The 26,147-nt window shown below is 57.3% G+C and carries 23 protein-coding genes and 1 pseudogene; 12 read left to right on the top strand and 12 right to left on the bottom strand.

From position 1 onward, the window contains the following. The first annotated feature begins 323 nt into the window (after positions 1-323). Positions 324-1,025, top strand: a complete 702-nt coding sequence (locus DCS96_RS11450) for a GntR family transcriptional regulator (protein WP_116474385.1) — start codon at positions 324-326, stop codon at positions 1,023-1,025. A gap of 35 nt (positions 1,026-1,060) precedes the next feature. Here DCS96_RS11450 and DCS96_RS11445 read toward each other — a convergent pair whose 3' ends face one another. From DCS96_RS11445 to DCS96_RS11415, 7 genes are all read right to left on the bottom strand, one after another. After that, on the bottom strand, positions 1,061-1,576 hold the full coding sequence (locus DCS96_RS11445) for a universal stress protein (protein ID WP_116474384.1): 516 nt from the start codon (positions 1,574-1,576) through the stop codon (positions 1,061-1,063). A 66-nt stretch (positions 1,577-1,642) separates the two neighbouring features. Next, positions 1,643-2,986, bottom strand: coding sequence for a TRAP transporter large permease (locus tag DCS96_RS11440; protein WP_198650010.1), 1,344 nt, complete (start codon positions 2,984-2,986; stop codon positions 1,643-1,645). A 15-nt stretch (positions 2,987-3,001) separates the two neighbouring features. Continuing rightward, positions 3,002-3,556, bottom strand: coding sequence for a TRAP transporter small permease (locus DCS96_RS11435; RefSeq protein ID WP_116474383.1), 555 nt, complete (start codon positions 3,554-3,556; stop codon positions 3,002-3,004). 73 nt (positions 3,557-3,629) lie between these two features. Then, positions 3,630-4,646: a TRAP transporter substrate-binding protein gene (locus DCS96_RS11430; protein ID WP_116474621.1), complete on the bottom strand. Its 1,017-nt coding sequence runs from the start codon at positions 4,644-4,646 to the stop codon at positions 3,630-3,632. A 301-nt stretch (positions 4,647-4,947) separates the two neighbouring features. Next, on the bottom strand, positions 4,948-6,723 hold the full coding sequence (locus DCS96_RS11425) for a cobaltochelatase CobT-related protein (RefSeq protein ID WP_116474382.1): 1,776 nt from the start codon (positions 6,721-6,723) through the stop codon (positions 4,948-4,950). Positions 6,724-6,889: 166 nt separating this feature from the next. Continuing rightward, the gene (locus DCS96_RS11420; RefSeq protein ID WP_116474381.1) at positions 6,890-7,870 is read right to left on the bottom strand and encodes an AAA family ATPase; all 981 of its coding nucleotides are present in this window, start codon (positions 7,868-7,870) and stop codon (positions 6,890-6,892) included. A 134-nt stretch (positions 7,871-8,004) separates the two neighbouring features. Beyond that, positions 8,005-9,768, bottom strand: a complete 1,764-nt coding sequence (locus tag DCS96_RS11415) for a SulP family inorganic anion transporter (RefSeq protein ID WP_116474380.1) — start codon at positions 9,766-9,768, stop codon at positions 8,005-8,007. Positions 9,769-10,056: 288 nt separating this feature from the next. Here DCS96_RS11415 and DCS96_RS11410 point away from each other — a divergent pair, with 288 nt between their 5' ends. After that, positions 10,057-11,388: an aldehyde dehydrogenase family protein gene (locus DCS96_RS11410; RefSeq protein WP_157953629.1), complete on the top strand. Its 1,332-nt coding sequence runs from the start codon at positions 10,057-10,059 to the stop codon at positions 11,386-11,388. A 306-nt stretch (positions 11,389-11,694) separates the two neighbouring features. Then, complete coding sequence (locus tag DCS96_RS11405) at positions 11,695-12,099, top strand: DUF3461 family protein (RefSeq protein WP_116474378.1); 405 nt, start codon at positions 11,695-11,697, stop codon at positions 12,097-12,099. Between the two features lie 50 nt (positions 12,100-12,149). Here DCS96_RS11405 and DCS96_RS11400 read toward each other — a convergent pair whose 3' ends face one another. Next, positions 12,150-12,401 (bottom strand): hypothetical protein, encoded by a 252-nt coding sequence (locus DCS96_RS11400; protein WP_116474377.1) that lies wholly within the window; start codon positions 12,399-12,401, stop codon positions 12,150-12,152. A 227-nt stretch (positions 12,402-12,628) separates the two neighbouring features. Between DCS96_RS11400 and DCS96_RS11395 the strand changes: the two genes are divergently transcribed. After that, a complete protein-coding gene (locus DCS96_RS11395) occupies positions 12,629-12,967 on the top strand; it encodes a DUF3461 family protein (protein ID WP_116474376.1) in 339 nt (112 codons plus the stop codon). A gap of 83 nt (positions 12,968-13,050) precedes the next feature. Here DCS96_RS11395 and DCS96_RS11390 read toward each other — a convergent pair whose 3' ends face one another. Further along, positions 13,051-13,956 (bottom strand): LysR family transcriptional regulator, encoded by a 906-nt coding sequence (locus DCS96_RS11390; RefSeq protein WP_116474375.1) that lies wholly within the window; start codon positions 13,954-13,956, stop codon positions 13,051-13,053. Between the two features lie 158 nt (positions 13,957-14,114). Here DCS96_RS11390 and cuyA point away from each other — a divergent pair, with 158 nt between their 5' ends. The 8 genes and pseudogenes from cuyA to DCS96_RS11350 form a co-directional block, all read left to right on the top strand. After that, positions 14,115-15,125, top strand: coding sequence for a D-cysteate sulfo-lyase (gene cuyA, locus DCS96_RS11385; protein ID WP_116474374.1), 1,011 nt, complete (start codon positions 14,115-14,117; stop codon positions 15,123-15,125). 108 nt (positions 15,126-15,233) lie between these two features. Beyond that, entirely contained in the window at positions 15,234-16,547 is a 1,314-nt protein-coding gene (gene hisD / locus DCS96_RS11380) for a histidinol dehydrogenase (RefSeq protein ID WP_116474373.1), read from the top strand. Between the two features lie 41 nt (positions 16,548-16,588). Then, the gene (locus tag DCS96_RS11375; RefSeq protein ID WP_116474372.1) at positions 16,589-17,779 is read left to right on the top strand and encodes a DegT/DnrJ/EryC1/StrS family aminotransferase; all 1,191 of its coding nucleotides are present in this window, start codon (positions 16,589-16,591) and stop codon (positions 17,777-17,779) included. 102 nt (positions 17,780-17,881) lie between these two features. Next, on the top strand, positions 17,882-18,871 hold the full coding sequence (locus tag DCS96_RS11370; RefSeq protein WP_198650009.1) for a TRAP transporter substrate-binding protein: 990 nt from the start codon (positions 17,882-17,884) through the stop codon (positions 18,869-18,871). Between the two features lie 99 nt (positions 18,872-18,970). Next, positions 18,971-19,537 carry a TRAP transporter small permease gene (locus DCS96_RS11365; protein ID WP_116474371.1) on the top strand — a complete coding sequence of 189 codons (567 nt, stop codon included), beginning with the start codon at positions 18,971-18,973 and terminating at the stop codon, positions 19,535-19,537. A 33-nt stretch (positions 19,538-19,570) separates the two neighbouring features. Continuing rightward, positions 19,571-20,851: a TRAP transporter large permease gene (locus DCS96_RS11360; RefSeq protein ID WP_116474370.1), complete on the top strand. Its 1,281-nt coding sequence runs from the start codon at positions 19,571-19,573 to the stop codon at positions 20,849-20,851. Positions 20,852-20,905: 54 nt separating this feature from the next. Continuing rightward, positions 20,906-21,610: a cysteate racemase gene (gene cuyB, locus DCS96_RS11355; RefSeq protein WP_116474369.1), complete on the top strand. Its 705-nt coding sequence runs from the start codon at positions 20,906-20,908 to the stop codon at positions 21,608-21,610. A gap of 220 nt (positions 21,611-21,830) precedes the next feature. Continuing rightward, a pseudogene (locus DCS96_RS11350) lies at positions 21,831-22,082 on the top strand (dicarboxylate/amino acid:cation symporter); the annotation flags it as partial. Between the two features lie 77 nt (positions 22,083-22,159). Here the strand turns inward: DCS96_RS11350 and DCS96_RS18600 are convergent. From DCS96_RS18600 to DCS96_RS11330, 3 genes are read right to left on the bottom strand one after another with little or no spacing between them, the layout of a single operon-like run. Continuing rightward, complete coding sequence (locus tag DCS96_RS18600; RefSeq protein WP_198650008.1) at positions 22,160-23,050, bottom strand: CobW family GTP-binding protein; 891 nt, start codon at positions 23,048-23,050, stop codon at positions 22,160-22,162. After that, positions 23,037-24,665: an amidohydrolase gene (locus DCS96_RS11335; protein WP_116474367.1), complete on the bottom strand. Its 1,629-nt coding sequence runs from the start codon at positions 24,663-24,665 to the stop codon at positions 23,037-23,039. Before DCS96_RS11335 ends, DCS96_RS18600 begins: the two co-directional genes overlap by 14 nt. After that, complete coding sequence (locus DCS96_RS11330; RefSeq protein WP_116474366.1) at positions 24,662-26,068, bottom strand: sodium/glutamate symporter; 1,407 nt, start codon at positions 26,066-26,068, stop codon at positions 24,662-24,664. Before DCS96_RS11330 ends, DCS96_RS11335 begins: the two co-directional genes overlap by 4 nt. Positions 26,069-26,147 lie beyond the last annotated feature (79 nt).

Here is a 26,147-nt window from a genome sequence, read left to right as displayed (position 1 = left end):
TTAGCAAAGACGAGATCCGGGTCTCGTCTTTGTTTTTTAGTGTTACCAGGGATCTGTTTTTTACAAACTACCGCATTTATTGTTGACGATAATACCCTGTGTTAATCTGTCGAAAAGCCAACACAGTAAAATGGTCCGGTGGTGCAGCCACAGGGGATGCGGTGATCGCTTATCATTCGACCAGAGAACCCACTTCTCTTGTTGTGATACAAGGCGTCATCCGTAGTCTGTAGCGAATAATGTCACTTTATTATTGCAACGGCGTTACGCGGGGCCGGAGAAAACACAGCACCACTTGCCCTGCAACGAACTAAGGTAGGGTCATGCCAAGTCCGAAAACATCAGATGTCGATACGGTATATCAGCGGATATGGGAGGCGATCGTCGCCCATAAACTGCTGCCGGGCACGCGTCTGAAAGAAGAAGAACTATGCGAAACCTTCGGCATCAGCCGTGGCTTTGTACGCAAGGTGTTGCTGCAGCTATCCCATCATAAGCTGGTTAACCTGGTGCCTAACAGCGGTGCCTTTGTTGCCGAGCCCTCGCCGGCAGAAGCGCGCGAAATTTTCCAGGCCCGGCGGCTGATCGAGGCTGAGCTGGTGCGGGAGCTGGCCGGCAAGTGTACCGAGCAGGACAAGCGTCTGCTGGAGCAGCATGTGGCCAGGGAGCACGAGGCATTTGAAGGTGGGCAGCTGAGCCTGCGCATCCGCCTGTCCGGGGAGTTTCACCTGTTGATAGGGCAGTTGGCTAACAAGCCGGTACTGACGTCTTTTCTGCATGAGATTATTTCCCGGTCTTCCCTGATAGTGGCCTTGTATCAGGGGGCGAGTCCCCGTAAGGGCAAGCAACGGATCTACAGCCCCTGCAGTGAGCATACCGGTTTGCTGGAGGCGATAGCCGCACGGGACGTACAGAAGGCGGTAGATTTAATGGCTGAGCACCTGAATGAAATCGAAGCCCAGCTGCAGCTAGAGCCACCCAAGGAAGAGGCGCTTGATCTGAAGGCGATTTTCTCCGAGCTGTAATAGTCACTGCCACCCGCGTCGGGTGGCAGTCAGGGTTATGCGCTTTTTTCCTTGTGTACTTTTTTCTCTGGGCGGGGGACGATAAGGGTGGGAATGCGGGATTCCCGCAGCACGTTTTTGGCCACGCTGCCCAACAGGGTATGCAGCCAGCCCTTTTCATGGGCCCCCATTACAATCAGATCACAATCAAGTTCTCTTGAGCGACGAAGAATAGTCTGAGTCGGATAGCCTTCGATAATTTCACAAGAGACAATTTTTTTGCGCATGGCGCTTTCTTCCGGCGCGATTTTCTTCCAGAAGTACTCCTGTCTTTCCTGCAGCTGATCATTGGCATTCTTCAGGCGTTGCTTTAAAAACTCCTCCCTGCTCACCTGGTTTATTATATAGGTTTGCAGGGTGAACTTTTCCTCATTGGACAGCTCTTCAACTACTTTCAGGATATGTATGTTGGCCCCGGTTTTTTTTGCCAGATAGACCGCATGCTTAAAGGCAAAGGAGGCATTTTTTGACAGGTCGGTACAGTACAGAATCGTTTTTATATCGGGCAGCATCTTGTGTCCCTCATGCTGTTATTAACCAAGAGCCAGCACGAAGCTGGCTCTGTGTTTATATTTTCACTAATACCCCAATAGGCTGGGTAGGAACAGGGTTATTTCCGGTATATAGGCAATGATGAAGACGGAAAGTACCGACATAAATGCAAAGGGTAATGCCTTGATCGATATTTCCTCAATTGACGAACCCGAGACCCCGGAGGCAATAAACAGGTTTTCACCCAGTGGCGGTGTCTGGAAGCCTATCGACAGGCAGCAGACCACGACGATGCCAAAGTGGATGGGATCAATGCCCAGGTTATAGGCCACCGGCAATAACACCGGTGTCAGGATCATGATGGCTGCCAGGGTTTCCATAAACATGCCGACAAACAGCAGGAAGAAGATGATCAGTGCCCATATCAGATACAGGTTGGTGGTCATGTCCAGCATGGCGGCGGCGACGATGGCCGGGATCTGGTTCTCGACCAGCAGGCGACCGAACACGGTGGCGGTAAACAGGATCAACAAGACGCGGCCGGTAAGCCAGGTGGTGGTCTCAAGCGAGTGCATCACATCCTTGAATTTCAGCTCCTTATGAACAAAGAAACCGATAAACAGGGTGTAGAAGATGGCGACGATGGCCGACTCGGTTGGGGTAAACAGGCCGCTGTAGATGCCACCCAGGATCACGATCGGGGCCAGCACCGACCAGATACCCTTGCGGAACGCGGTCATGGTGGTGGCGACGGACCAACCCTCGGTAGAGCCTTTGTAACCATGCTTCCTGCACAGGCAGTAGTTCATAATCAGCAGGCCGACGGACAGCACCAGGCCGGGGAAAAAGCCGGCGATAAACAGCTTGGGTATGGAAACGGACTGGAACTGGCCGTGCTCGGCAATGGCCGAGGGAGGTGGCATCAGGCCCATGGCGGAAATACCGAAGATCACCATCGGAATGGAAGGCGGTATCACCACCCCCAGGCCGCCGGAGGAGGCGGTGATGGCCGAGGCATAGCCCTTGCTGTAGCCCCGCTGTACCATGGCCGGGATCATCAGCATGCCGACCGCGGCCGTGGTGGCCGGGCCCGAGCCGGAAATGGCGCCGAAGAACATGCAGGCCATAACGGTGGCGGCTGACATGCCGCCGGTAAAGGGGCCGGCGAAGCTTTCCGCCAGATCAACCAACCGTTTGGAGATGCCTGCCGCTTCCATCAGGGCGCCGGCCAGGATAAAGGAAGGCAGTGCCATCAAGGGGAATGAGCCCACCGAGGTAAAGGCAATCTGTACAAACTTGATGGGATTTTCACCCAGATACAAAAAGGAGGCGAGAGCCGATACCCCCAGTGATACGCTGATGGGCGCGCCCATCAGCAGCAACAGCAGGAAGCTCCCGAATAAAATCATGACGACCGATGTTTCCACCATGGGACAACTCCTGAACTAGTTTGACTGGGTTTCTTTATCAGATGACTCAATAAGCTTTTCAACTTCCAGGGACTCAGGATCCCTGATGTCAATGCCTTTGATTAGCTTGTAATAATTGACCTGTATAATGCGGATGGTCATCAGCGTAAATGCGATAGGCAAGATCATATATATGTATTTCATCGGAACCCCCAAAGTCTGGGATTTCCAGAATAGGTTCATTTTGTTAAATACAAAGTCATAGCTTAAGAAGACAAAATAGCAGTTGAAGCCGACCCAGATTAAATCCGCCAGGGCTTCGGATACGACGGCGAATTTGGGTGGGAACAATTTAAATTGAAAGGTGACCCTGTTGTGTGCTGCCAGTTTGGTTGCATAGCTGGCACCGAAATAGACGAACCAGACAAACATATAGGTGGATAACTCTTCACTCCAGGCGATGGAGTGGTTGAATACCTGCCGCGAAATGATTTGTATGAACAGGATGACAACAAACGTTGCCAACAGGCTCCGACAAATAAAGCTTTCTATATTATCTATCAAGCTGTAAATCAGCTTTCCGATGGTCATTGTTGTTTTCTCCCTGATAAAAATGCACTCAGCCAGAAAGCTGGTCTGAGTGCATTCTGGCTGAGCATGCTGCTTAGATTTCGTCGCGGCCCAGGGATTTGAGGATCTTGTTCAGCTCGTCCTTGCCACCCAGCTGGTCATAGTACTTGGGCCATACCTGGCTGATGGCTTTCTCCATCCACTCTTTTTCGCCGTTGGCAGGCTGGGTGATTTCCATGCCTCTGCTGACCAGTTCGGCCTTGATCTTGTCTTCCTGCTCCACCAGCCATTTGGCACTGTGCTCGGTAGCGGCCTTGCCCGCTTCCAGGATGGCCTGCTGTACATCGTCAGGTTGGGACTGGAATACAGACTCGGAAACGATCAGCGGTTCGATGGAGAACAGGTAACGGATATCGGTGATGTATTTCTGTACTTCATCAAATTTCATCGAATAAACGGTGAGGTAGGGGTTATCCTGGCCATCGACCACACCCAGTTGCAGGCCGGTAAAGGTCTCGGACCAGGCCATGGGAGTGGGGTTGATACCCCAGGCGCGATAGGTGTCGATCATGATTTCATTCTGGGGCACCCGGATCTTCAAATCCTGGAGATCTTCCAGGCTATTCACCGGGTGCTTGGAGTTGGTCAGCACCCGGAAGCCGGTATAGGTCCAACCGACGATGCGTACCCCCGCGTCGCGAATGGTATTTTCCACCAGCTTCTGCCCGACCTCACCCTGGGTCAGGGCAACCGCATCATCCACGCTCTGCATCATGTAAGGCAGGGTCAGGACGCCAACGGAGGGAGAAAAGGGGGTAACGTTGTTGATGGCCAGGATGGAGAAATCCAGCAGCCCCATGGAGGCATCGTTGACGGTGGCCTGTTCATCACCCAACTGACCGTTAAGGAACAGTTTGGTGTCGTGCTTGCCGCCGGTCTTTTCCTTGAATACTTCAGAGAACTTCAGCCCCAGCTCATGTTGCGCACTGCCGGCGCCGTCCCCGACGGCGACCCTGAAGGTGGCGGCCTGGGCCATGGAACTACTGACGGCCACCGCGGTTAAACACAGGGCGGCGGACAAAGACTTTACAAAGCGTTGTTTGAATATCATGACTTCTTGCTCCAGTTTCTGATATCCCGCCTGCTGGCAGGACAATGACCTTCCGTGATACCAGGCAGCGGGGTGTCATATATCCCATTGCTGCCTACAACTGGCTCAACTCGTGCTGTCCCTGCCCGTCCGGAGTCACCTGAATGACCTTTGTTATCGAGCGGGCAGAAACGAATGACCCGTTGATAATATTCGAATTTGACCCCGCAAATAGTTAGGACCACATGCCTGAACACACTGGGTCCAGAGCTAAAATACTTTATATTCAATAACTTGATAACCACTCATTGTAAAGTTAATGTTATTTTTTTGTTTGTCTTCCTCCCAGTGCCTTGCTCATCAGCGTCAGCACTTCATCGAATACCCGGTTGTCAAGGGATTTGTTCAAGTCTAGCAGCTGGCTATGGCGATAGTAGCTGCTTAAATCCAGCCCTACACCCAGGGCACAGAGGGCGAGCTGGCCGCTGCGCTCCAGGCGGTTCGCCACTTGACGCAGGTGCAGATCGAGAATGTCTTCTTCATTGGTCTGGTGGGTGGCGGTATCCATGGGACAGCCGTCGGAGATCACCACCAGCAGGCGGTCCTGCTCGTTACGCTCCAGCAGCCGCTGCTCAGCCCATTGCAAGGCCTCGCCATCCAACCCTTCGCGAAACAGGTCTCCCTTGAGCAGGGCGGCGATGGCCGGCCTGGCCCGACGCCAGGAGGTATCTGCAGTCTTATAGACCACATGGCAGCGTTCATTGAGCCGCCCCGGGTTGGCGGGCCGGCCACTACGCTGCCATTGACGCAAGGGCTTGCCGCCATTCCAGTGGCCGGTGGTAAAACCCAGTATCTCTACCTTGGCACCGACCCGTTCCAGGGCACGGGCCAGGGTATCCACCAGCATGGCGATGCTTTCAATGTGGGCTCGCATGGAGCCAGAGTTGTCGATCAGGAAGGTCACCACTGCATCACCGTGGGGCTCTATCTGTTCCTGTTTGAACACCCTCCTGTCAGCGGTCGAGGTGACCAGGGTGGGCAGACGACGTCCGTCGAGCCGGCCGTCTTCCTCACCGAAGCGCCAGCCGCTGAGGCGGGGTCTGGCCAGCAGATGGCGCAGCTTCTTGGTGAGCAGGTTAAGGTTGAGTCCCTGTTCCCGGATGCGCTTGTCCAGGCTCTCGCGCAGGCTGCGCAACAGCTCCGGACGAACTCGTTTCTCGGCCGGCCACTGCTTGTCAAACTGTTCACTGTAGATGCGGTACTCTAACCGTTCGGCGGCCTGGCGCAGGCGCAGCTCCAGCTGAGATTGGCTTTGGGCCAGGCCGTCTTCGCCGTCCCCTTCCGGCTCCAGCAGCAGGCCGAAGGCCTTCTTGGTGTTGTCGGCCAGCTCATCGGCCTTGCGCTCGTCATTTTTCAGCATCTCGGCACTGAGTTCGTCGATCATGCCATGAAGACAGAGGGCGATACGCTGGGCCTGCTCGGCGAAGGCGGCCTGATCCTGGCAATTGCGGCGCAACAGGCCAAAGGGAGGGCCGATTTCCCGCAGCAGGAACATGCGGGTCGACTCAATTTGCATCTCGGTTGCTTCATCCAAGGGACCGCCGCCGAGCTGCACCCAGCTCATCTGGGCCAGGGTGAACAGCAGCAGGCCGATATGGTTTTCGGTCTGGCCCGACGCCTGGAACTGATTGCTCCAGGCGGTGAACCTGTGATGCAGGTTATGTTTGCTGCCCGGATGATAGGGTTCAACCAGGGATTCGACCCTGAGCTGCTCCAGCAGTTCGAACACCAGCCGGGCCACCGGTTGGGCCGGCAGCCATTGGCGGTGGATATCGGGGTTGTTATGGCGAAGGCGCAGGGCGATGGCGTCTGCGGTGCCGCGGAACGAACCCAGATCGTCCTTGCCCTGCTCGGGATGCAGGTGAGGGGGGCGCAAGGGATAGGGTTGCCCGTTCCATTCCAGCCGGTGACCCCGGTAGCGAATGTCTTTCTGGGCCGAAAGGGCGCGCATCATGGCCGCGCTCAGTTCTTCCAGGCGTTGCTGCCTGCGTTCTTCCTGGGCCAGGTCCGGGCCCGGAGTGGTCGGGGGCGTGGTCATCTTGGTGCTTCCTTGTCTCAATCCTGATCGTGCTCGGTGGAGCAGATAGACTGAAACCGGAGCCGCCGTAAATCCATCCCTGGGGACTTCGCTGCGCCATCCCTGGCGCAGAGACTCCTGTTTCAGTCTATCCGCGCCACCTTGGTAAGTAGCCTGACAGGCCGAGTTACAGCAATGTCAGTTTGACCGACCGGGACTCTTCCAGTTCCTGATCGAAACAGCGCTGGTAGTACTCGGCCACCAGGGGGCGTTCGGCCTCATCACACTTGTTGAGGAACGACAGTCGGAAGGCCAGTGCCGGATCGTTGAAGATCTCGGTGTTTTCCGCCCAGGAGATCAGGGTGCGGGGCGACATCAGGGTGGACAGGTCGCCGGCGGCAAAGCCTTCCCGGGTCAGCTCGGCCACCGCCACCATGGCATCGATCAGTTTGTAGCCGTTGTCGTCGGCATAGCGGGGCACCTTGCCCTGTACGATACGGATCTCGTCGGCCCTGGGCAGGTAGTTGAGGCTGGCCACTATGTTCCAGCGATCCATCTGTGCCTGGTTGACGTTCTGAGTGCCGTGATACAGTCCGGTGACATTGCCCAGGCCCACGGTATTGGCGGTGGCAAACAGCCGGAAATAGGCGTGGGGGTTGATCACCTGATTCTGGTCCAGCAGGGTGAACTTGCCGTCCTGCTCCAGGATCCGCTGGATCACGAACATCACATCCGGACGCCCCGCATCGAACTCGTCGAAGATCAGGGCCACCGGCCGGCGCAGGGCCCAGGGCACTATGCCTTCCTGAAACTCGGTGATCTGCTTGCCTTCCTTCAGCACTATGGTGTCTTTACCCACCAGATCCAGGCGGCTGATATGGCCGTCGAGGTTGACCCGCACGCAGGGCCAGTTCAGGCGGGCCGCCACCTGTTCGATGTGGGTGGATTTGCCGGTGCCGTGCAGGCCCTGGATCATTACCCGGCGGTTGCGGGTAAATCCGGCCAGGATGGCCATGGTGACATCCGGATTGAAGCAATAGCTGGGGTCGATTTCGGGTACGTGTTCATCCTTGTGGGTAAAGACGGGCACCTTGAAGTCGGAGTCAATATCAAACAGCTCGCGGACGGAAACAAGCCGGCTGGGGCGCTCGTGGATCAGGTCGGTCATGATATCGGCCTCTTCGGATTAGCATCATGCTGTAACTAAGGTGTTAACCAGTGTAACCGGCCCGCAGCCAGGGGGCAGGGGCCAGTTATCAAGGCCGCATATGGCCAGCCTCGGCTGGCGAGCATCGCAACTCCTCATCTTGTGCCAGCGGGCGGTGCTATATGGCACTCCTGAAAGATCTTGGCGGTGCAGGTCTGGCAGATGGCGGGATCCAGCTGGTCGTAGATCCGGTGGATGGCTTTGCCCTTGTTGATAAAGATATGATCCTCGCCTAGTTCCTCGATCAGGTTATTGCGTTTGAGGAAGCGGCTGACCCCTTCTTTCAGGTTGCACAGATAGAGATCTCCCCCCGCGGCCCTGCGCCGTTTTGCCTCCTGTACCAGCATTTCGGCCCCGACCATGTCCACGAAATTCATGCCGTTGCCCACGATCAGCAGCCTGGGCTCCTTGATCTGTTGCAGGTATTCCTGCACATGATTGACCGCGCCGAAGAACAGCGAGCCCTCTATACGGATGATGCGCAGCTGGGGGCAATAGGGCAGGCGCTTGTGTTCGGCGCTGATAAAGAAGGGATGCTTGCTGTCCGGGTCGGGCAAGATGGTCACGATTCGGGGAGAAGAGGTGCGTTTAAGGTAGAACACCAGCGACAGGAACACCCCGGTATAGATGGCGAATTCCAGGGCCACAAACAGGGTGGCGAAGAAGGTGGCCAGCAGCACTGTGGCCTCGGACTTGCCGACCCGGATAATCAACCGGATATGATGGAAATCGATCAGGTTCCAGGCTACTACCAGCAGCAATCCCGCCATGGCCGGGATCGGCAGGTGAGGGATAAGGTCGGAAAACAGCAGCAGGATCACCAGCAGGAACAGCGAGGCAAACACCGCCGCCAGGGGAGTGCGGGCGCCGCTGGTATAGTTAACCCCGGTACGGGTAAAGGAGCCTGAGGAGGCATAGCAGGAGAAAAAGGCCCCGACCACATTGGACAGCCCCTGGCCCACGAACTCCTGGTTATCGTCCAGCCGCTGGTGGGTGCGGGTGGCGATGGCACGGGAGATGGCGGTGGCCTCGACCAGACCCAGCAGGCTGATGGCCAGGGCGGCGGAACCGAGGCTGCTGATATTGTTCAGGCTGAGATCCGGCATGCTCAGGGGCGGCAGGCTGGCAGAAATGGCGCCAACCAGGGCGATGTGCTGCTGCCCGGGATCCAGCAGCCAGGCAAGCATACTGGCCAGGATCAATGCCAGCAGCATGTTGGGCCAGCGGGGCCGGAGTTTCCTGATGACCACGCACAGGGTCAGGGTGAACAGGGCGATGGTCAGGCTGTAGAGGTTGGTGTCAGCGAGATGCAATGCCACCTGCAGCCAGTTGTCGATAAAGGTGCCGTCTGTGGTCAGCGAGAGACCGAGCAGGTTCTGCAGCTGGCTGGAGGCGATCACCACCGCCGCCCCGGCGGTAAAGCCGATGACCACTGAATGAGACACAAAATTGACCAGCACCCCCAGGCGGGCCATGGCCAGCGCCAGCTGAAACAGCCCCTTCATCAGGGTCAGGGTCAGGGCCAGCTTGATAAACTCGGGGGTGCCCGGCTCGGCCAGCGGGCTGACCGAGGTGAACACCACGATCGACATGGCGGCAGTCGGACCGGAAATCAGGTGCCAGGAGGAGCCGAACAGGGCGGCGATAATGGCCGGTATGATGGCGGCGTAGAGGCCATACTCGGGGGGCAGGCCGGCGATCAGGGCATAGGCCACCCCCTGGGGCAGAACGATAATGGCGTTGGTCAGGCCGGCCAGCAGGTCTGCCCTCAATACCCTGCCGTTGAGGGAGGGTGCCCATTGCAGAAAAGGAAGCAGGCGGGCCCACGACTGCGGCTTCAGAGCTCTGTTGTTTGCCATTCATCCTCCAGGATAACTGCCCAAGCTATAATCCTATTGTCTGGTGCTGTCTTTAACCAGTCTCAGCGGCTTCACGAAGTATACAAAGTTAACCCTATTCTGGCGGGACTGGCTCCATGGCGTCCCGGAAACTGGCATTTGTTACCTGGGTTGCAACTATGTAACGTCTGCTTGATTACGGTGTCCAGCCTGACACCTGGGCTGGCTGTCAATCCACCACATCACCGGCTAAGGGACGGGGAAGTCCGGGCCCGACGGTGCCCGTATTAAGCATAAGGTGCAGCGATGATGAATTTCACTTCATACAACCCGGCAACCGGCCAGCAGACCGGCACCTTTGCCAGCCTGTCTGATAACGAGCTGGAGACCCGCATCGACGCCAGCCGGCAGGCGGCGGAACAGTGGCGGCAGTCTTCTTTTGCTGATCGTTCCGCGCTTTTGAATCAGCTGGCCTCCTTGCTGTCGTCCAAACGACATCAGCTGGCGCTGTGTATGTCGCGGGAAATGGGCAAGCTGCACAGCGAGGCCCTGGTGGAAGTGGATCGTTGCGCCCTGGAATGTGCCTATTTCGCCGCCCATGGTCAGGCCATGCTGCCGCTGGCTCGCAGCCTGACCACCTTTGAACCCATGGGTACTGTGTTGTTACTGACTTCCTGGCGTTTTCCCCTGTGGCAGGTGTTTCGCATGCTGGCGCCGACCCTGATGGCCGGTAACAGCGTATTGCTGAAACTGGCCGAAAACCTGCCCCAGTGTGCGCAGCAGATTGAACAGCTGCTGCAGGAGGCAGGGGCGCCCGGCGGGTTGGTTTCCAGCCTGTTGATCTCCAAGCCCACCGTAGCCACCTTGATTGCCGATCCTCGGGTCAAGGCGCTGGCTTTCAGCGGCAACAAGAAAGATGCCAGCCAGGTGGCCGCCATGGCTGGCCAGTGTCTTAAGAAAGTGGTGCTTGAGCTGGATGAAATAGAGCTGCAGATCATCCTTGATGATGCGGATCTGGATCAGGCGGTCGACGCGGCCCTGCGTTCCCGTTTTCGCAATGCCGGCCAGTTGGGTCATGCATCCAGGGGCTTTATCGTCACGCCCGCCATCGCCGATGACTTTGTGGGCCGGATGGCGGCACGCTTGGCCGAGATCCGACCCGGAGACCCAGAAGATCTGGAGTCCAGCCTGGGGCCGTTGGCCACGGCACAGTTGCGCCAGGATCTGCACCGGCAGGTGACGGCAGCGTTGGCGGCCGGTGCCCGCGCCGTGCTGGGTTGCGAGTTGCCCGCAGGACAAGGCTGGTATTATCCGGCCTCCCTGCTCGATCATGTTGGGCCCGAGATGGCGATATTCCGGCAGCAGCTGAGTGGTCCGCTGGCCTGCGTGGTGAGGGTACCGGGCGTTGAACAGATCACCGGACTGTGCAACAGCCTGGGCCAGGGCGGTACGGCCAGCATCTGGACCCGGGACCTGACTCAGGGCGAGCGGCTGGCGCGCAGCCTGAGCGTCAGCGCCTGTTTTGTCAATGCGGAGCCTTACAAGGGAAGGGGGCATACCCAGACGTTTGGTCCGGCCCCGGAAGGCCGCTTCAATATCAAGGAGTTCTGCTATATGAAGTCGCTGGTGCTGTCGGTTTAAGCTAAACTGCGGGCAGTTAGGGAGCCACTTGTTCCCCCTCGCCCCAGCCGGGGGCTTCCTGGTTCCAGCATCTTGTTAAATCTGGCCCTGTTGTATATTTGTACTGTACGTCTATAATCCGCACCAAAGCTTGTCTGGCCTGCCAGGAATGGCAACCGCTCCGCATTGCGGGCACCCTCCGTCACGGATTCGACTCCTTCTAGCTCAGCAGCTAACCCATCCGCTTACTTAAAAACCGCCGATGCCGGTTTTTTTATGCGGGGGGACGTATTTTTTTTGCAGTATCAATATCTTGGGCGAAAATAGATGACTTCAGCATATCCCACCCTTTCACAAATGGGGATCACCTCGTTTGACAGTATCAGCCGCTACAGCCTGCGCCGTGAAGCCAGGGCTGATGTGCTCAAGGTGTATTACCACAGATCGGCAGGATCGCTGTTGTCTCGCAGCAAGAAGTTCACCTTTGCCCGCGCCAAGGCCAATGTGCCGGTGGAGTTTCAGAAAACCGAAGAGTGGCACAAGCTGGAAGACACCAGCCCGGTGTTGCGCCAGGCGCTGGTGGAGTTACAGCAACTGCTCAAGCCGGTGGCCACCGCCGATACCGGCACTCGGGATACCAAGCAGCAGTTGCTGGCCGATCTGGAGCATATGGAACGGGTGATGAAGGCCAAGCTGGAAGAGTTGCGCCAGCAGATAGAAGCGCTGAAATAATGCGACAAGGGCGGCCTAGCCGCCCTTGTTGATAGTCCAGCGGGGTCAGCTCAGTTGGTCTGCGCCTGTTTTTGCTTTAACAGCGATTCCGCCATTTTCTTGCCAAACAATTCCATCACCGCCTCTTCATCGCCGTTGGCGTCACGCAATGCCCCGACCATGGCTTCCAGGGTCGGCAGCGTCTTCTCGATCAACTGCTGTACATAAATCTCCGGAGTGACCCGGGTAAATGCCTCGTAGTCGGCAAACAGACGCGCGGTATCGGCATTCAATGAGATGGTCAGCTCTGTCTTCTCTGACATGGGAACTCCTGTAGATCCTCGGCTAAGCGTTAACAGGCAATCTAGAGTGCCCAGGCGAGCAGGGTTAGGGCCAGCGGCCCAGACTTCTTGGGGCCAGCCGACTGGTCTTATTGATGCTTGCAGACTGGCCCTAGGGCACCGGGGTTATGACGGTTAGTTTGATGTCTTGTTAACATCATGTAAACTGGGTCGCAGTGTCCAGAGCCAACAGCAGACGGGGTAGCCATATGTCCGAGTTTCCAACCTTAACCGCCATGGGCATCCAGGACGTCCATGAGATTGAGCGCTTTATCGTGCGTCACGAGTCTGCCCATGACGAGCTCAAGGTTTACTTCAGGCACGACGCCGACTCCTGCCAACCGACCAGCCTCAAGTTCCGTTTCTCGCACCATGACGGCGGGGCAGCGATCGACAAGGCGGTGAGCGAGCTGAACCGTCTGTTGGGCGAGAACCCGTCTGCAGAGGATCCCAAGGCGGCGATCATCCGTAACCTGGATCAGTTCGAACTGGTCATGAATGCCAAGATGGCGGAGATCCGCCAGCGCCTGGAACGGATATCTGCCTGACGGCATCCCCAATACCCTTTCTGTCGAAGGCCGTTGCCAGTGGTCCTGTCCGGGATTCTGAGTCCCGGTCATGTTTCCGGGTATCACAACCCCTGTTTATAGAGCTCGATCAGATACTTCCAGAAGGTGTCCACTTCCGGCTTGACCGTATGCCGGAACCGGTGGAGCAGTATCTTGAGATCCACCGAAGCCAGCGGCGGCTCCAACACCACCAGCTGGTTATTGAGCAACTCGTTCTGGATCAGGCTGGAAGGCAGCCAGGCCGCCCCATATCCCTGCAGGGCCATCGCCTTGAGCCCTTCGGCCAGCGCGTTCTCACAGACGATTACGTACTCGAGGTCGGATTGGGAGCCGGCCAGGCACTGTTCCTTGACCAGACCCCCCAGGAATGAATTGTCGGGATAGGCGAGCAGCTTGAGCGGGCGGCCCATGCCCGGCGCATGCAGCGGCGTGCCGTTGGCGGCGAGCGCCGAAACCGGAACCAGCTTGTCGGTGCCCACCTGGATGCAGCTGGTGTCGTTACGGGACAGCTGACTGATATTATCGGTAGAGGAAAAGCTGAGCAGGAAATCCCCCATCCCCGCCATAAAGGATTCCATCACATCGTGCAGGTCACCCGTATTCAGCCTGACCAGGGTATCGTCCACCAGCGGCCCCAGGGTGCGGATCCAGCTAGGAAAAAACGACACCGCCGGCGAGTGCTGGGCAAAGAAGATCAGGCTCTGGCGTGATTCCTGGCCCTGCAGCCGTTCGCGTACCCGATAGGTATCGAGGATCATGCGTCTGGCTTCTTCAACAAAAGCCAGGCCGGTCTTGGTCAGGGTGGTGGGATATTTGTCTCGATCGACCAGGGCGATGCCCAGCCAGTTTTCCAGCGAGCGAATGCGACGGCTGAAGGCGGGTTGGGTGACAAACCTGGCGTCGGCGGCTTTGGAAAAACTGCCGTGTTCGCTCAGTGCTACAAAGTCTTTCAACCACTTTAATTCCATCTATCCTCGCTCCTGAGCCGCGCTATCGGCGGCCTATACCGAAAAGTAATCGCTTGCGGAGCCAATATAGCATTGGCCGCCCCGGCCGTCTTCTTCCAGTATGGAGATGTTGCCAGCTTGTATTGGCCATGTATCTAAAATAGAAAAGGAGTATTACCATGCTTTTGGCTCGCTACCCCCGTCTGCACTTCGCCCACCTTGCCACCCCGCTGGAGCCGATGCACCAGCTGACCAAGTTGCTCGATGGCCCCAACCTGTGGATCAAGCGTGATGACTGTACCGGCCTGGCTGGCGGCGGCAACAAGACTCGCAAGCTGGAATTCCTGATGGCCGATGCCCTGGAGAAAGGCGCCGACACTATTATCACCCAGGGCGCTACCCAGTCCAACCATGCCCGCCAGACCGTGGCCATCGCCACCAAGCTCGGCCTGCCTTGCCATATCCTGCTGGAAGATCGCACCGGCTCCGAAGATGCCGATTACATCTACAACGGCAATGTGATGCTGGATCAGCTGTTTGGTGGCCAGCTGCGCAAGTTCCCGGGTGGAACCGACATGAATGCGGCGATGGAAGAGCTGGCCGCCGAGCTGAAAGCCGAAGGCAAGAAGCCCTATATCATCCCCGGCGGCGGTTCCAATGAAATCGGCGCCCTGGGCTATGTCAACTGTGCGCTGGAGCTGCTCGGTCAGGCCAATGACCGCAGCCTGCGTATCGATCATGTGGTTCATGCCACCGGTTCTGCCGGTACCCAGGCCGGCCTGGTCACCGGCCTGGCGGGCAGCAACAGCCTGATCCCGGTACTGGGTATCGGTGTTCGGGTGCCTCGCGAACAGCAGGAAGCCAATGTGTTCCGCCTGGCCGAGCGTACTGCCGAGAAGCTGGGCATCGCCGGCTCCGTGAAGCGTGAAGACGTGGTTGCCAACTGTGACTATGTCGGCGAAGGCTACGGTATTCCTGCGGCCAGTACCCTGGAAGCCATCGAGCTGTTCGCCCGCCACGAAGGCATACTGCTGGATCCGGTTTATTCGGGCAAGGGTGGCGCCGGTCTGATCGATCTGATACGCAAGGGCCACTTCAAGAAAGGCGAAAATGTCGTCTTCCTGCACACCGGCGGTGCCCAGGCGCTGTTCGGCTATCGTGAAGCCTTTGATTTTCCGAAGTATTGCTAATTTAGCGGCTGGCGGGTCCTTCTCCAGCAGGATGGCCCGCGTCCAAAGTTAACCGATCGGAATAGTGTGTAACTTAGCTTTAGCTTCCTTTTTAACAGGTGTCATACCATGGAATATCTTAAAAGAGCGGCTGCGGAAGACGGCGTAGCGCAGGAAGATGAACGTATCCAGGCGGTGGTCAAGGATATGCTGGCCAATATCAAGCTGCAGGGCGAGCCGGCGGTACGTGAATATGCCAAGCAGTTCGATAACTGGCAGGGCGACTTCATCTTGTCTGAAGAGAAGAAACAGGCCCTGATCGAGCAGGTTCCTCAGCGGGTAAAAGACGATATTGATTTTGCCCATCGCCAGATCAAGCGCTTTGCCGAGGCCCAGCGCGACAGCCTGACGTCCTTCGAGATTGAAACGGAAGAAGGCGTACGCCTGGGGCAGCAGGTACTGCCGGTCGACTGTGCCGGTTGTTATGTACCCGGCGGACGTTATGCCCACGCTGCCTCCGCGCTGATGAGCGTGGCAACCGCCAAGGCCGCCGGCGTGCCCTTTATCGTGGCCTGCTCCCCGCCCCGGGGTGACAGCATCAACCCGGCTGTGGCCTATGCCATGCATGTGGCGGGTGCCGATGTGATCCTGGAAATGGGTGGCGTGCATGCCATCGCGACCATGGCCTACGGCCTGTTTACCAACAAGCCTGCCGATATCCTGGTGGGCCCGGGCAATGCCTATGTGGCCGAAGCCAAGCGCATGCTGTTCGGCGAGGTGGGTATCGATGTGTTTGCCGGCCCGACCGAGTCGGCCATTATCGCCGACAAGAACGCCGATCCCATGACCATTGCCGTCGACCTGGTGTCCCAGGCGGAACATGGCCCCAATTCCCCGGTCTGGCTGTTTACCGACAGCCGTGAGCTGGGCGAAAAGGTGCTGGAGATCATGCCCAAGGTAATCGCCGACATGCCCAACGCCGATGTCTGTGAAGCGGCCTGGCGTGATCATGGTGTGGTGATCCTGGGGGACAGCCGCGAGGAGGTGGCCAGGGTCAGTGACGAGTGGGCCTGTGAGCATCTGCAGGTACTGGCCGATGACCTGGAATGGTGGAAGGCCAACCTGAACAACTACGGCTCCCTGTTCCTGGGCGAGGGAAGCACAGTGTCTCATGGTGACAAGTGCTCCGGCACCAACCATATCCTGCCCACCAAGAAGGCGGCCCGCTACAGCGGTGGCCTGAATGTGCAGAAGTTCATGAAGGTACTGACCTATCAGGAACTGAGTGAAGAAGCCAACCTGGTGTTCAGCGCGGCCGGCTCCCGGATCTCCCGTACCGAAGGTATGGAAGGCCACGCCCGGGCCTGTGACTGGCGCCTGCGCAAGTACTTCCCCGAGACCGAGTGGGATTTCCACGTTTACGATCAGAAGCGTTATTGCTGAGTAAGACAGGCAGGTGCCCGGCACCTGCCCGGAGAGATGTCATGATCAAATTCAACAAGTCTTTCACCCAGCAGGAGCCCATCCCCGAACAGGGTATCGAGCAGGCCATTGCTGTGATGCGCAGCGGCCGCCTGCATCGGTACAACTCGCTGGCCGGGGAGCCGACGGAAACCGAGTTGCTGGAGCAGGAGTTCGCCGCCTACTTGGGCTGTCGCTACAGCCTGGCCTGCGCCTCGGGCGGTTATGCGCTGCATATCGCCATGCGTACTGTCGGCGTTCAGCCTGGTGACAAGGTGTTGTGCAACGCCTTCACCCTGGCGCCGGTACCCGGTGCCATCAACAATGCCGGTGCCGTTCCGGTGCTGGTGGAAACCACCGACGATTTCACCATCGATCTCGATGATCTCGAGCTGAAGGCGGCGGCCGACGATGTGCATTACCTGTTGCTTTCCCATATGCGTGGCCACCTTGCCGATATGGATCGGCTGATGAGCATCTGTGAACGGCATCGGATTACCGTTATCGAAGACTGTGCCCACACCATGGGGGCCAGTTGGAATGGCCGCAAGAGTGGCACCTTTGGCCGGGTAGCCTGCTTCAGTGCCCAGACCTACAAGCATATCAATTCCGGCGAAGGCGGCTTCCTTACCACCGACGACGATGAAGTGATGGCCAGGGCCATCATCTACTCCGGTTCCTACATGCTGTTTGAGCGTCACCTGGCGGCGCCGCCCAAGGAAGCCTTTGCCCGTATCCGTTTCGAAACGCCCAACTACAGTGGCCGTATGGATAACCTGCGGGCGGCGATACTGCGTCCTCAGCTCAAGAATCTGGACGAGCAGTGCCGGCGCTGGAACCAGCTCTATAACGTGACCGCCGAAGGTCTGAGCCAGGTAGCGGGGATCCGCCTGCCTGTTCGCCCCGATGCGGAATATTTTGTTGGCAGCTCCATCCAATTCTCCCTGCCGGATCAGAACGCTGCCACCATCGCCCGTTTTATTGCGCGCTGCGAGGAGCAGGGGGTACCGCTCAAATGGTTCGGTGACGCGGATCCCAAGGGCTATACCAGTCGTTATGACAGCTGGCAGTACCTGGGGCATATGCCGGAACTGCCCAAGACCCAGAGGGTGTTGGCGACCATGTGCGACATGCGCCTGCCGTTGACCTTCGACGAGGCGGATTGCCGGTTGATCACCCGCATCATTGCCGAGGTATTTGAAGAGGTCTGCTAGCCCTCGGGCATGGTTGCCCGACAGTTATACCCGGATTGATCAGATTCCAGTTTCATGGATGTAAAAACACGGAAATACATTGAGGTTATGAATATGTTCTCTATGAAAAAATTAGCAAAATGCCTGACGGTTTCTCTTGCCTGCGCATCTGTGGCCTTGCCGGCGCTGGTGGACGCCAAAACCATGAAGCTGGGTATGGGCGATCCCCTGGACTCGGATCAGGGGGCCTATGCCAGCCGTTTCAAGGATTTGGTGGAATATTATTCTGCCGGTGATATCAAGGTGACCCTGTATCCCAATGGCGCCATCGGCTCGGAAACCGAGATGGTGCAGAATGCGCGTCTGGGTTCCCTGGATATGGCCCTGGTCGGGATCGGCAATGTCACGCCTTTTTCCAAGGAGTTGGGTGTGTTGACCATGCCCTATGTGATCAAGAACTCATCCGATGCGGTGAAGATCACCACAGGCCAGCTGGGGGATCACTGGAATCAGTTGGCCCAGAAGCAGGTTGGCGTCAATATCCTGGGGTGGACTTATTCCAACTTTCGCCACCTCACTAACTCCAAGCGCCCGGTCAAAAACCTGGAAGATGTCAAAGGGCTGAAGGTTCGGGTGCCGCAGAACCCGATCATGCTGGCTTCCTGGGAAGCCTGGGGCGCCAACCCCATCGCCATGGCCTGGACCGAGACCTTTACCGCGCTGCAGCAGCAGGTAGTGGATGGCCAGGACAACCCCTATATCGTCAACAACACCATGAAGTTCTATGAGATCCAGGATTACGTGACCGAGATCCATCATCAGTACTCGCTGCAGCCGCTGCTGATAGGTAAGCGCACCTTCGACAAGATGAGCGATGAAGAGCGCAATATCCTGACCCGTGCCGGCCTGGAAGCCCAGCAGCATGCGTTGATGTTCCAGATTTCCGAAGCCGACAAGGCCAAGCAGAACATGATCGATAACGGCGTCGAGGTCTTTACCCTGGAAGACGAGGATAAATGGATCGCGTTGGCCAAGGAAAAAGTCTGGCCCCAGTTCTATGACACCATCGGTGGCAAGGAAAACTTCGAGTCCGTGCTGGAGCAGTTGAAGTAACCCTGATGTTGAATGCTGTTAACCGGTTTTGACAAAGTAGGTTGAAAGTTGAATAAGGGAGTGGAGTCCTTGCTCCGCTCCCTTTATCGGAGTGTTACCATGTTTAAACTGTTAAAGCAGATAGACAAGTTGGAAAACTATGTCTGCCAGCTGTTGCTGTGTTTGTTTGTGGTCCTGCTATTTACGCAGGTCGTATTGAGGGTTGTATTTAACTACGGTATTCCATGGAGTGAGGAACTATCACGGTTCGCCTTTGTCTGGTTTGTTTTTCTTGGCGCTTCCTATGCAGCCAGGCTGTCGGCCCATAATCGGGTGACCTTTCACCTGAGAATGATGCCGACAAAGTTGAGAAATATTGTCGAGCTGCTGGGTGATGTTTTCTGGATTGCCTTCAATACCCTGATGACCTTCAAGAGTATCGAGGTCATTGAATCCATGATGGAGTTTACCTTCTATTCTCCCGCCCTGGACTGGTCGATGGCTTACCTCTATATGATTTTCCCTATTTCATTCACCCTGACCAGCCTGCGTATTATCCAGGTCAACTATATGAAACTGGTGTGTGGGGTGAAGTTTGATGATGTGGACGAGCCCAACCTGGAAGAAGATGTAATGAGCACACCGGCGTCAAAGCGTGAGCAAGCTGGCAGTCGCCCCTTGGCTTGAAACATGGATTTTATGGGGTAAGAGGATCAGATAATGACAGCTCCCTTTATTTTGTTTGGTATGTTTTTCTTTCTGCTGGTGATCGGTGCCCCCATAGTGGTGGCACTGGGGGCCTCGGCTCTAACCGTCTACCTGGCGGCGGGCGATGACTTTGTGTCACTAGTACAGACCGCCTGGAATGCGGTTGATTCTTTCCCCATTATGGCGCTGCCTGCCTTTATCCTGTCCGGGGCCCTGATGCAGAGCGCGGGCATTTCACGCCGGCTGGTGCACATTGCCGAGGTGATGGCCGGCCCCATGGCCGGGGGCCTGGGCTTTTCCGCCATCCTCGCCAGCATGTTTTTCGGCGCTATCTCGGGCTCGGGACCGGCGACCACGGCAGCCGTGGGCATGCTGATGATCCCCGCCATGGTCGATCGTGGCTACGGCCGCAGCTACTCGGCGGCACTGACGGCGTCTTCCGGTGGCCTGGGTGTTGTGATACCGCCCAGCATTCCCATGGTGATCTATGGGGTGACCGCCAGTGAGTCTATTACCAAGCTGTTTATGGCCGGCATTCTGCCGGGGATCATGCTGGCCGGCGGCCTGATGATCGCCAACTATGTAATCAGCAAGAAAAAGGGCTATGTGTCCGGCAATATTCATCCGCCGGGGGCCCTGCGCAAGGCCTGCAAGGACGGTATCTGGGCAATTCTGGCGCCTGTGGTGATCCTCGGGGGTATCTATAGCGGTCTGTTTACCCCCACCGAAGCCGCCGTGGTGTCGGTGTTCTACACCCTCTTTGTCGGTGTCTTTATTCATAAAGAGCTATCCCTGGACGGCTTCAAGGAATCCCTGAACTCCACCACCTGGCTGACCGGTCGCGTACTGATCATCATGTTTACCGCCACCGCCTTTGGCCGGATCCTGGTTGAAAACGATATTCCGGGAATGATTGCCCAGTCGCTGCTCAATATGACCGACAGCCTGGCGCTGATCTGGATCATCGTCATCGCCTTCCTGATCTTTGTGGGCATGTTCCTGGAAACCCTGGCCACCATCATGATAGTGACCCCGGTGCTGTTGCCGGTGATGGTCAGTCTGGGTGTGGATCCCATTCATTTTGGCATCGTGCTGGTATGTTGCTGTGAAATCGGTTTCTCCACCCCGCCGTTGGGAGAGAACATGTTTATCGGCTCCAGCATCGCCAAGGTATCCATAGAGGAAATTTCGGCCAAGGCAATTCCCTTTGTGGCGGTGGAGATCCTGGTGGTAGTGCTGCTGGCTTTCTTCCCCGAGCTGGTGCTCTGGCTGCCTGAGTTGTTTGGATATTAATTCGGTAGTACTGAATGAGATACGGTGATAACACTTTAGATTGGATGAAGATAAATGAGTGAAAAGACGGTTGGTGTAATAGGGGGCATGGGGCCGGAAGCGACGGTGGATTTGATGCGCCGTGTGATTGCCGCCACCCCGGCGAAAGATGATGCTGATCATATCCATATGCTGGTCGACAATAATCCCAAGGTGCCTTCCCGGATCAAGGCGTTGATCGAGGGCACCGGCGAGAGCCCGGGTCCCTTTATGGCTGATATGGCCCGGGGCCTGGAGCGGGCCGGCGTGGACTTTCTGGTGATACCGTGCAATACCGCGCACATGTATTACCCGGATGTCGTGGCTGCGGTGGACATTCCAGTAGTGAATATTCTGGATGTGACGGTGCAGCAGGTTAAACGCTGCCAGCCGGGTATTCGAAAGGTGGGTATGCTGGCTTCCACGGCGGTCGAAAATATCCGTTTATATCATGACAAGTTTGATGACGAGGGCATCGAGACTCTGTTTCCGTCCCCGGATCACCAAGCCAATGTGATGAGCCTGATCAAGCGGGTAAAGGCAAAGACCCATGATGCCGAGATCCTGGCCAGGTATAACGAGGCGGCGGAAGATATGAAAGCAATGGGAGCCGAATGCATAATACTGGCCTGTACTGAACTCTCGGTGATTTCCGACAAGCTGACCATTGACTTGCCAATCTATGATGCCTCCCAGCTGTTGGCCGAAGAGATTGTTTTCAGGGTGAAGGGGGGATTATAAAATCGTATTGATTTAACTATTAATGATTCAGGGTTTTTAAAAGTATTTAAGTAATAAAAGCGATTCATTTGACTTGTTAACCTTTATTGATTTGTCGCTTTTTTATTTTTATTTAACCCGAAGGTATGATTGAAAAGGAATTCAACTATGAATACGGCAACGGTCCAAACACAATTAAACAATGTCAACTGGTGGAAGCGGTTGCAGGTTTGGCAGCATGATACTGCTGACCGCCATCCTGGCCTCTATCGGCACCGCATCAGTACCCGGCGGCGGCCTGATTGTCCTGTCTCTGGTGCTGAGCTCGGTGGGCCTGCCGCTCGAAGGCGTTGCCCTGGTGGCCGGTATCGACCGGATCCTGGACATGGCGCGCACCACCATTAATGTCACCGGAGATGCGGCGGTATCCGTGTTGATCGCCCATAGCGAAGGTGAGCTGGACAAGGACGTCTACTACAAGAAAGCGGTGTAACCCTCCGTCAATGCACGGACATAACACCGGCAGGAGTTATGTCCGTGTGCCCTCGTAAAGAAGCCCCCTCTTAAACATCAATATTGGGTATTCAGCGCGGCTATTTCCCGGGCCAGCTGGTTCAGTCGTTCTCCATTTGCGCCGATACACACCAGTTGCCCCTTGGCCGGGCTCTTCACGACCGGTGACCAGTTCAGCCTGCCGCCACTGAGTTGCAGCACCTCGGCTTTGTCGCCCCCCCGGCGCTGCAGCATGCCTTTGGCCCGAAGCAGCACATCCCCATAATCGTGCAACAAGTCCGCCAGTCGCTGACCATCGATGGCGTGATCAAACGTCTGGCTGAAGGAATGCCAGCGGCCATTACCTGTTGTTCTCGGTGCCGGCCTGGAGTCGGCAATGGCAGCCATCTCTGCTGCTCCGGGCAAGCGTTCCACCCGTGCCCGGGAATGGTTCACCAGCTGATTCAGCACCGTGGGCAGGCTCAGGGAAGGAGGCAGTCTGTTGATGATCAGCCGGCTGGCAGCCCGTATCTGCTGATGCCAGACTTCGCTCACCAGCGGATCCTGGCTGTAACGTTCCGCCTGGCCGGCATCGACCAGACACACTACCTCGGTCAGATTCAGCCGGGGGGAAACCCTGACCATATCGGCGATGCGTGTCGGGTTGGCGATGCCGCTGGCTTCGATATAGATGGCGGCAGGCAGCGGTGACATACGCAGTAACTCGGCCAGCCGTTCCGCCAGGCTGCCACCCAGGGTACAGCAGATGCAGCCGTTGCTCAGACGCATGATGTGTTCATCGCTGTATTCGATCAGCTCGGCATCGATATTGATGCTGCCAAAGTCGTTGACCAGGATCAGGCTGTCCGGGGGGAGCCCCTGACTCAACAGCCTGTTCAGGTAGCTGGTCTTGCCGGCCCCGAGAAAGCCGGTGAGCAGGGTCACCGGAATGGCCTTAGTCATTTTCATGGACTTGTCCTCCCAGCACAGTGGCATGGACCCTGATATCGCGCAGCCGTTCGGCGGGGATCTGCAGAGGATCCTCGTCCAGCACCACCATGTCCGCGAACTTGCCTACCTCCAGGCTGCCCACCAGGTGATCCAGGCGCAGGGTGTAGGCGGCACCCAGGGTGATCATCTGCAGGGCATCGGTGACATTGAGGCGCTCTTCCAGCCCCAGACTTGCGCCGCTGGCGGTTTGCCTTTGTGCCGCGCACCAGGCGGTAAACAGAGGGCCAAGCGGCGTCACCGGGGCGTCCGAGTGCATGGCGGTGGGGATATTCAGCCGCAATGCCGAGGCCAGGGGTTCAAGCCGGCGGGAGCGGGCGAAGCCCAGGGTCTTGCGGCGGTGGATATCGCCCCAGTAATAGATATGGTTGGCAAACATATTCAGGCAGACGCCAAGACGGGCCGCCCGGCGCAGTTGGGCTTGGCTGATAAACTGGCAGTGTTGCAGGGTATGGCGGTGATCCGGCCTGGGCCACAGGGTCTGGGCATCCTCGATGGCGTTGAGCATCAGCTCCACCGCCTGGTCGCCATTGGTATGGATATGTAATTGCAGCCCGGCCTGGTGGTAGTCCTGCACCAGCTGATGCAGGGTTTCCGGGGGCGCATTCCAGATACCGTTGGAATGGCCGTCATGGTAGCCCGGCCATTGCATACGGGCGGTATAGCCTTGAATGGAACCGTCAGTCATCAGCTTGACCAGGCCGAAATGCAGCTTGTCGTTGCCCTGCTGCTGGCAGTCCTGCAGCCGCGCTATGCCTTGCTCCGCAGTCCAGGACAGGGCGCTCATCGCCGGTACCAGGCGCACCGGGTAGTCGGGTGCAGCGGTGATTTCCCGCAGCGCGGCAATGCCTGCCTCGGTCAGCGGATTGTACAGATCCGTGATGGTGGTGACGCCGGCGCGCCTGGCCACCTGGCCATAGGCCCGTAGGGCGGACAGGGAAGACACCTCTTCAAACAGGTTGCAGCCCAAGGCCTCGAACACCGCATGCATGGCGGCCATTTCCTGTAGCTCACCGTTGGGGCGGCCGTCCGCATCCAGCATGATGCCCTCTATGCCGGCGTGTTGTGTCAGTTGCGCCATTTCCAGCATGTAGCTGTTAACCGTCATCACATGCAGGCTGGCGTGAAAGATCACCAAGGGTCGGTTGTCTACCGCCTGATCCAGTACCTGTCGGTCCAGGCGCATGCCTTCGAAATAGACGGGATCGAAACCCCAGGCAATCAGGGGCTCACCGGCAGGCAGGCGGTCGGCCTGCTGTCGTAACCGTTGCTGCATTTCCGCCAGGCTGGTTACCCCGCTCCAGGTGTTGCCATGGGGATCCTGACGGGGGAAATAGCCCAGGTAAAGATACTGCCACATGGCCCCTTCCAGGGCATGGCTATGGCCTTCGACGAAACCGGGCAGGATCACCTTGTCGGCGAAGCGATCGTCCAGTTGATACTCGCCCAGGTCCTGAAGTTCCTCGAGCGGGCCGACGGCCAGTACCTTGCCGTCCTGCACGGCGATATGGGTAGCCTCGGGCAGCGAGGGATCCATGGTGATGATGCGCCGGGCGCAAAACAGGGTAATGCTCATTTAACTGCCTCCTTGACATTATTGAGCGGTGCACCCGTTTTCAGCTTTCCCATCAGCAGGGGCACCAGCACCAGGGCAACCAGAGCCGTGCCGCCGAAGGCCAGCAGATAGGCTCCGGTGCTCAGGGAAGGGGCTATGGGGGCAAAGATAAACAGCAGATGCATGTTGACCAGTACGATGGCCAGGTTGAAGAAGGCCAGTTCCTTGGCGACCGAGGTGCTGAAGTCGGCATCCAGCATGCGCAGCAGCAGCAGGCCGGTACCGGTGGAGCCGCAGCAGCAGCCAAAGGAGGTCAGCGCCCGTTCATGGCCCAGTTTGCCGCTAAGGCGGCCCAGCCACCAGCAGCCGGCGAGGGTAGCCAGGGTGACGGTCAGGGTCACCAGCAGGATCGGGGTCAGCAGGGAATAAAGCACGGCAAACTGTATGCTCATCAGGGTACCGACCACCATGAAGTCGACCGAGCTGCCGGTGATGCGCTTCAGGGTATCGTCATCCACATAGCGGTTCAGGCCGGCCTTGTCGATGAATAGACGCATCAGCACGCACACGCCCAGGCCGTGGATGAAGAACATGTTATGGCTGAACAGCACGCCCAGATTCAGGCCCCAGGGGCTGAAACCGGTAACCAGATCACGTACCGACAACAGCCATATATGGGTAAGCACATAGGCGATGGCCAGCAGGCCCAGGTGCCAGGCGACTGAGTCCATGTTGGCACTGTGGGTTACCATGCGACCGGTCTCCGGCTTGTCTTCGGGCGAATAAAAGCCGGACAGGAAATACCCGTCTATGCTGGATTCCCGGTTCAGGTTCTGGCCCTTGCGGATCACCCGTTTGGCCCAGGGCACGCCGACCAGGAAGGCCACCAAAAAGCCGAGCGAGGCGTAGATCATGCCCACCTGGGCGGCATTACTGATGCCGTATTCTTTTTCCCAGATGGTACCGAAGGTCAGCGCTTGACCAGGTCCCTGGGTGAAGCCGTGGGTAATGATGGCCCCCAGTAAGGCGCTGATATCCGAGCCGGTCAGTTGATCATAGGCGAGGATAACCCCATAACCCAGCACCCCCTGAATTCCCAGACTGATGGTCCAGATCAGGGTCAACCAGAGACCCCCGCGGAGGATGCTGCCGCCGGATAGGGACTTGTTCTTGCTGCTGCCGGTCAGGCACAGGGACATAAAGCTGAGGGTAAAGAAATGAAAGGTGAGGGTGGTAAAATCACCGGCACCGAAGCCGGGGAGCAGGTCGAAAGATAGCAAGCTGAAACCCAGCAGGCCGCCGATAATACTGGCGGGGACCAGTGAATGTCTTAACAAGGGAATATATTTTCTCAGCAGGCTGCCGATCACCAGCATGCCGGCCAGCAGGGCAAATGCGATTACACCGTGAAACGAGCTTTCCATAGCGAACTCCGTATCTTACCGAAGCACCAGGCTCCGGTTATCATCCATGCCGGCCGGGTATAGCGGCCGACCAATGCCT

The organism is Zobellella maritima (assembly GCF_003075035.1).
Classification (GTDB): domain Bacteria; phylum Pseudomonadota; class Gammaproteobacteria; order Enterobacterales; family Aeromonadaceae; genus Oceanimonas; species Oceanimonas maritima.
The sequence above is the reverse complement of the archived record's forward strand: the minus strand, read 5'-3'. Positions and strand labels throughout refer to the sequence as shown.

Coding starts and splice junctions, on each gene's coding strand:
- DCS96_RS11415 (WP_116474380.1), bottom strand. CDS start 9,768: ATGGCAAACAACAGAGCTCTGAAGCCGCAGTCGTGGGCCCGCCTGCTT.
- DCS96_RS11370 (WP_198650009.1), top strand. CDS start 17,882: ATGAAAAAATTAGCAAAATGCCTGACGGTTTCTCTTGCCTGCGCATCT.
- cuyA (WP_116474374.1), top strand. CDS start 14,115: ATGCTTTTGGCTCGCTACCCCCGTCTGCACTTCGCCCACCTTGCCACC.
- DCS96_RS11400 (WP_116474377.1), bottom strand. CDS start 12,401: ATGTCAGAGAAGACAGAGCTGACCATCTCATTGAATGCCGATACCGCG.
- cuyB (WP_116474369.1), top strand. CDS start 20,906: ATGAGTGAAAAGACGGTTGGTGTAATAGGGGGCATGGGGCCGGAAGCG.
- DCS96_RS11360 (WP_116474370.1), top strand. CDS start 19,571: ATGACAGCTCCCTTTATTTTGTTTGGTATGTTTTTCTTTCTGCTGGTG.
- DCS96_RS11405 (WP_116474378.1), top strand. CDS start 11,695: ATGACTTCAGCATATCCCACCCTTTCACAAATGGGGATCACCTCGTTT.
- DCS96_RS11450 (WP_116474385.1), top strand. CDS start 324: ATGCCAAGTCCGAAAACATCAGATGTCGATACGGTATATCAGCGGATA.
- DCS96_RS11440 (WP_198650010.1), bottom strand. CDS start 2,986: ATGGTGGAAACATCGGTCGTCATGATTTTATTCGGGAGCTTCCTGCTG.
- DCS96_RS11365 (WP_116474371.1), top strand. CDS start 18,971: ATGTTTAAACTGTTAAAGCAGATAGACAAGTTGGAAAACTATGTCTGC.
- DCS96_RS11445 (WP_116474384.1), bottom strand. CDS start 1,576: ATGCTGCCCGATATAAAAACGATTCTGTACTGTACCGACCTGTCAAAA.
- DCS96_RS11335 (WP_116474367.1), bottom strand. CDS start 24,665: ATGAGCATTACCCTGTTTTGCGCCCGGCGCATCATCACCATGGATCCC.
- DCS96_RS11420 (WP_116474381.1), bottom strand. CDS start 7,870: ATGACCGACCTGATCCACGAGCGCCCCAGCCGGCTTGTTTCCGTCCGC.
- DCS96_RS11435 (WP_116474383.1), bottom strand. CDS start 3,556: ATGACCATCGGAAAGCTGATTTACAGCTTGATAGATAATATAGAAAGC.
- hisD (WP_116474373.1), top strand. CDS start 15,234: ATGGAATATCTTAAAAGAGCGGCTGCGGAAGACGGCGTAGCGCAGGAA.
- DCS96_RS11425 (WP_116474382.1), bottom strand. CDS start 6,723: ATGACCACGCCCCCGACCACTCCGGGCCCGGACCTGGCCCAGGAAGAA.
- DCS96_RS11395 (WP_116474376.1), top strand. CDS start 12,629: ATGTCCGAGTTTCCAACCTTAACCGCCATGGGCATCCAGGACGTCCAT.
- DCS96_RS11390 (WP_116474375.1), bottom strand. CDS start 13,956: ATGGAATTAAAGTGGTTGAAAGACTTTGTAGCACTGAGCGAACACGGC.
- DCS96_RS11330 (WP_116474366.1), bottom strand. CDS start 26,068: ATGGAAAGCTCGTTTCACGGTGTAATCGCATTTGCCCTGCTGGCCGGC.
- DCS96_RS18600 (WP_198650008.1), bottom strand. CDS start 23,050: ATGAAAATGACTAAGGCCATTCCGGTGACCCTGCTCACCGGCTTTCTC.
- DCS96_RS11410 (WP_157953629.1), top strand. CDS start 10,057: ATGAATTTCACTTCATACAACCCGGCAACCGGCCAGCAGACCGGCACC.
- DCS96_RS11375 (WP_116474372.1), top strand. CDS start 16,589: ATGATCAAATTCAACAAGTCTTTCACCCAGCAGGAGCCCATCCCCGAA.
- DCS96_RS11430 (WP_116474621.1), bottom strand. CDS start 4,646: ATGATATTCAAACAACGCTTTGTAAAGTCTTTGTCCGCCGCCCTGTGT.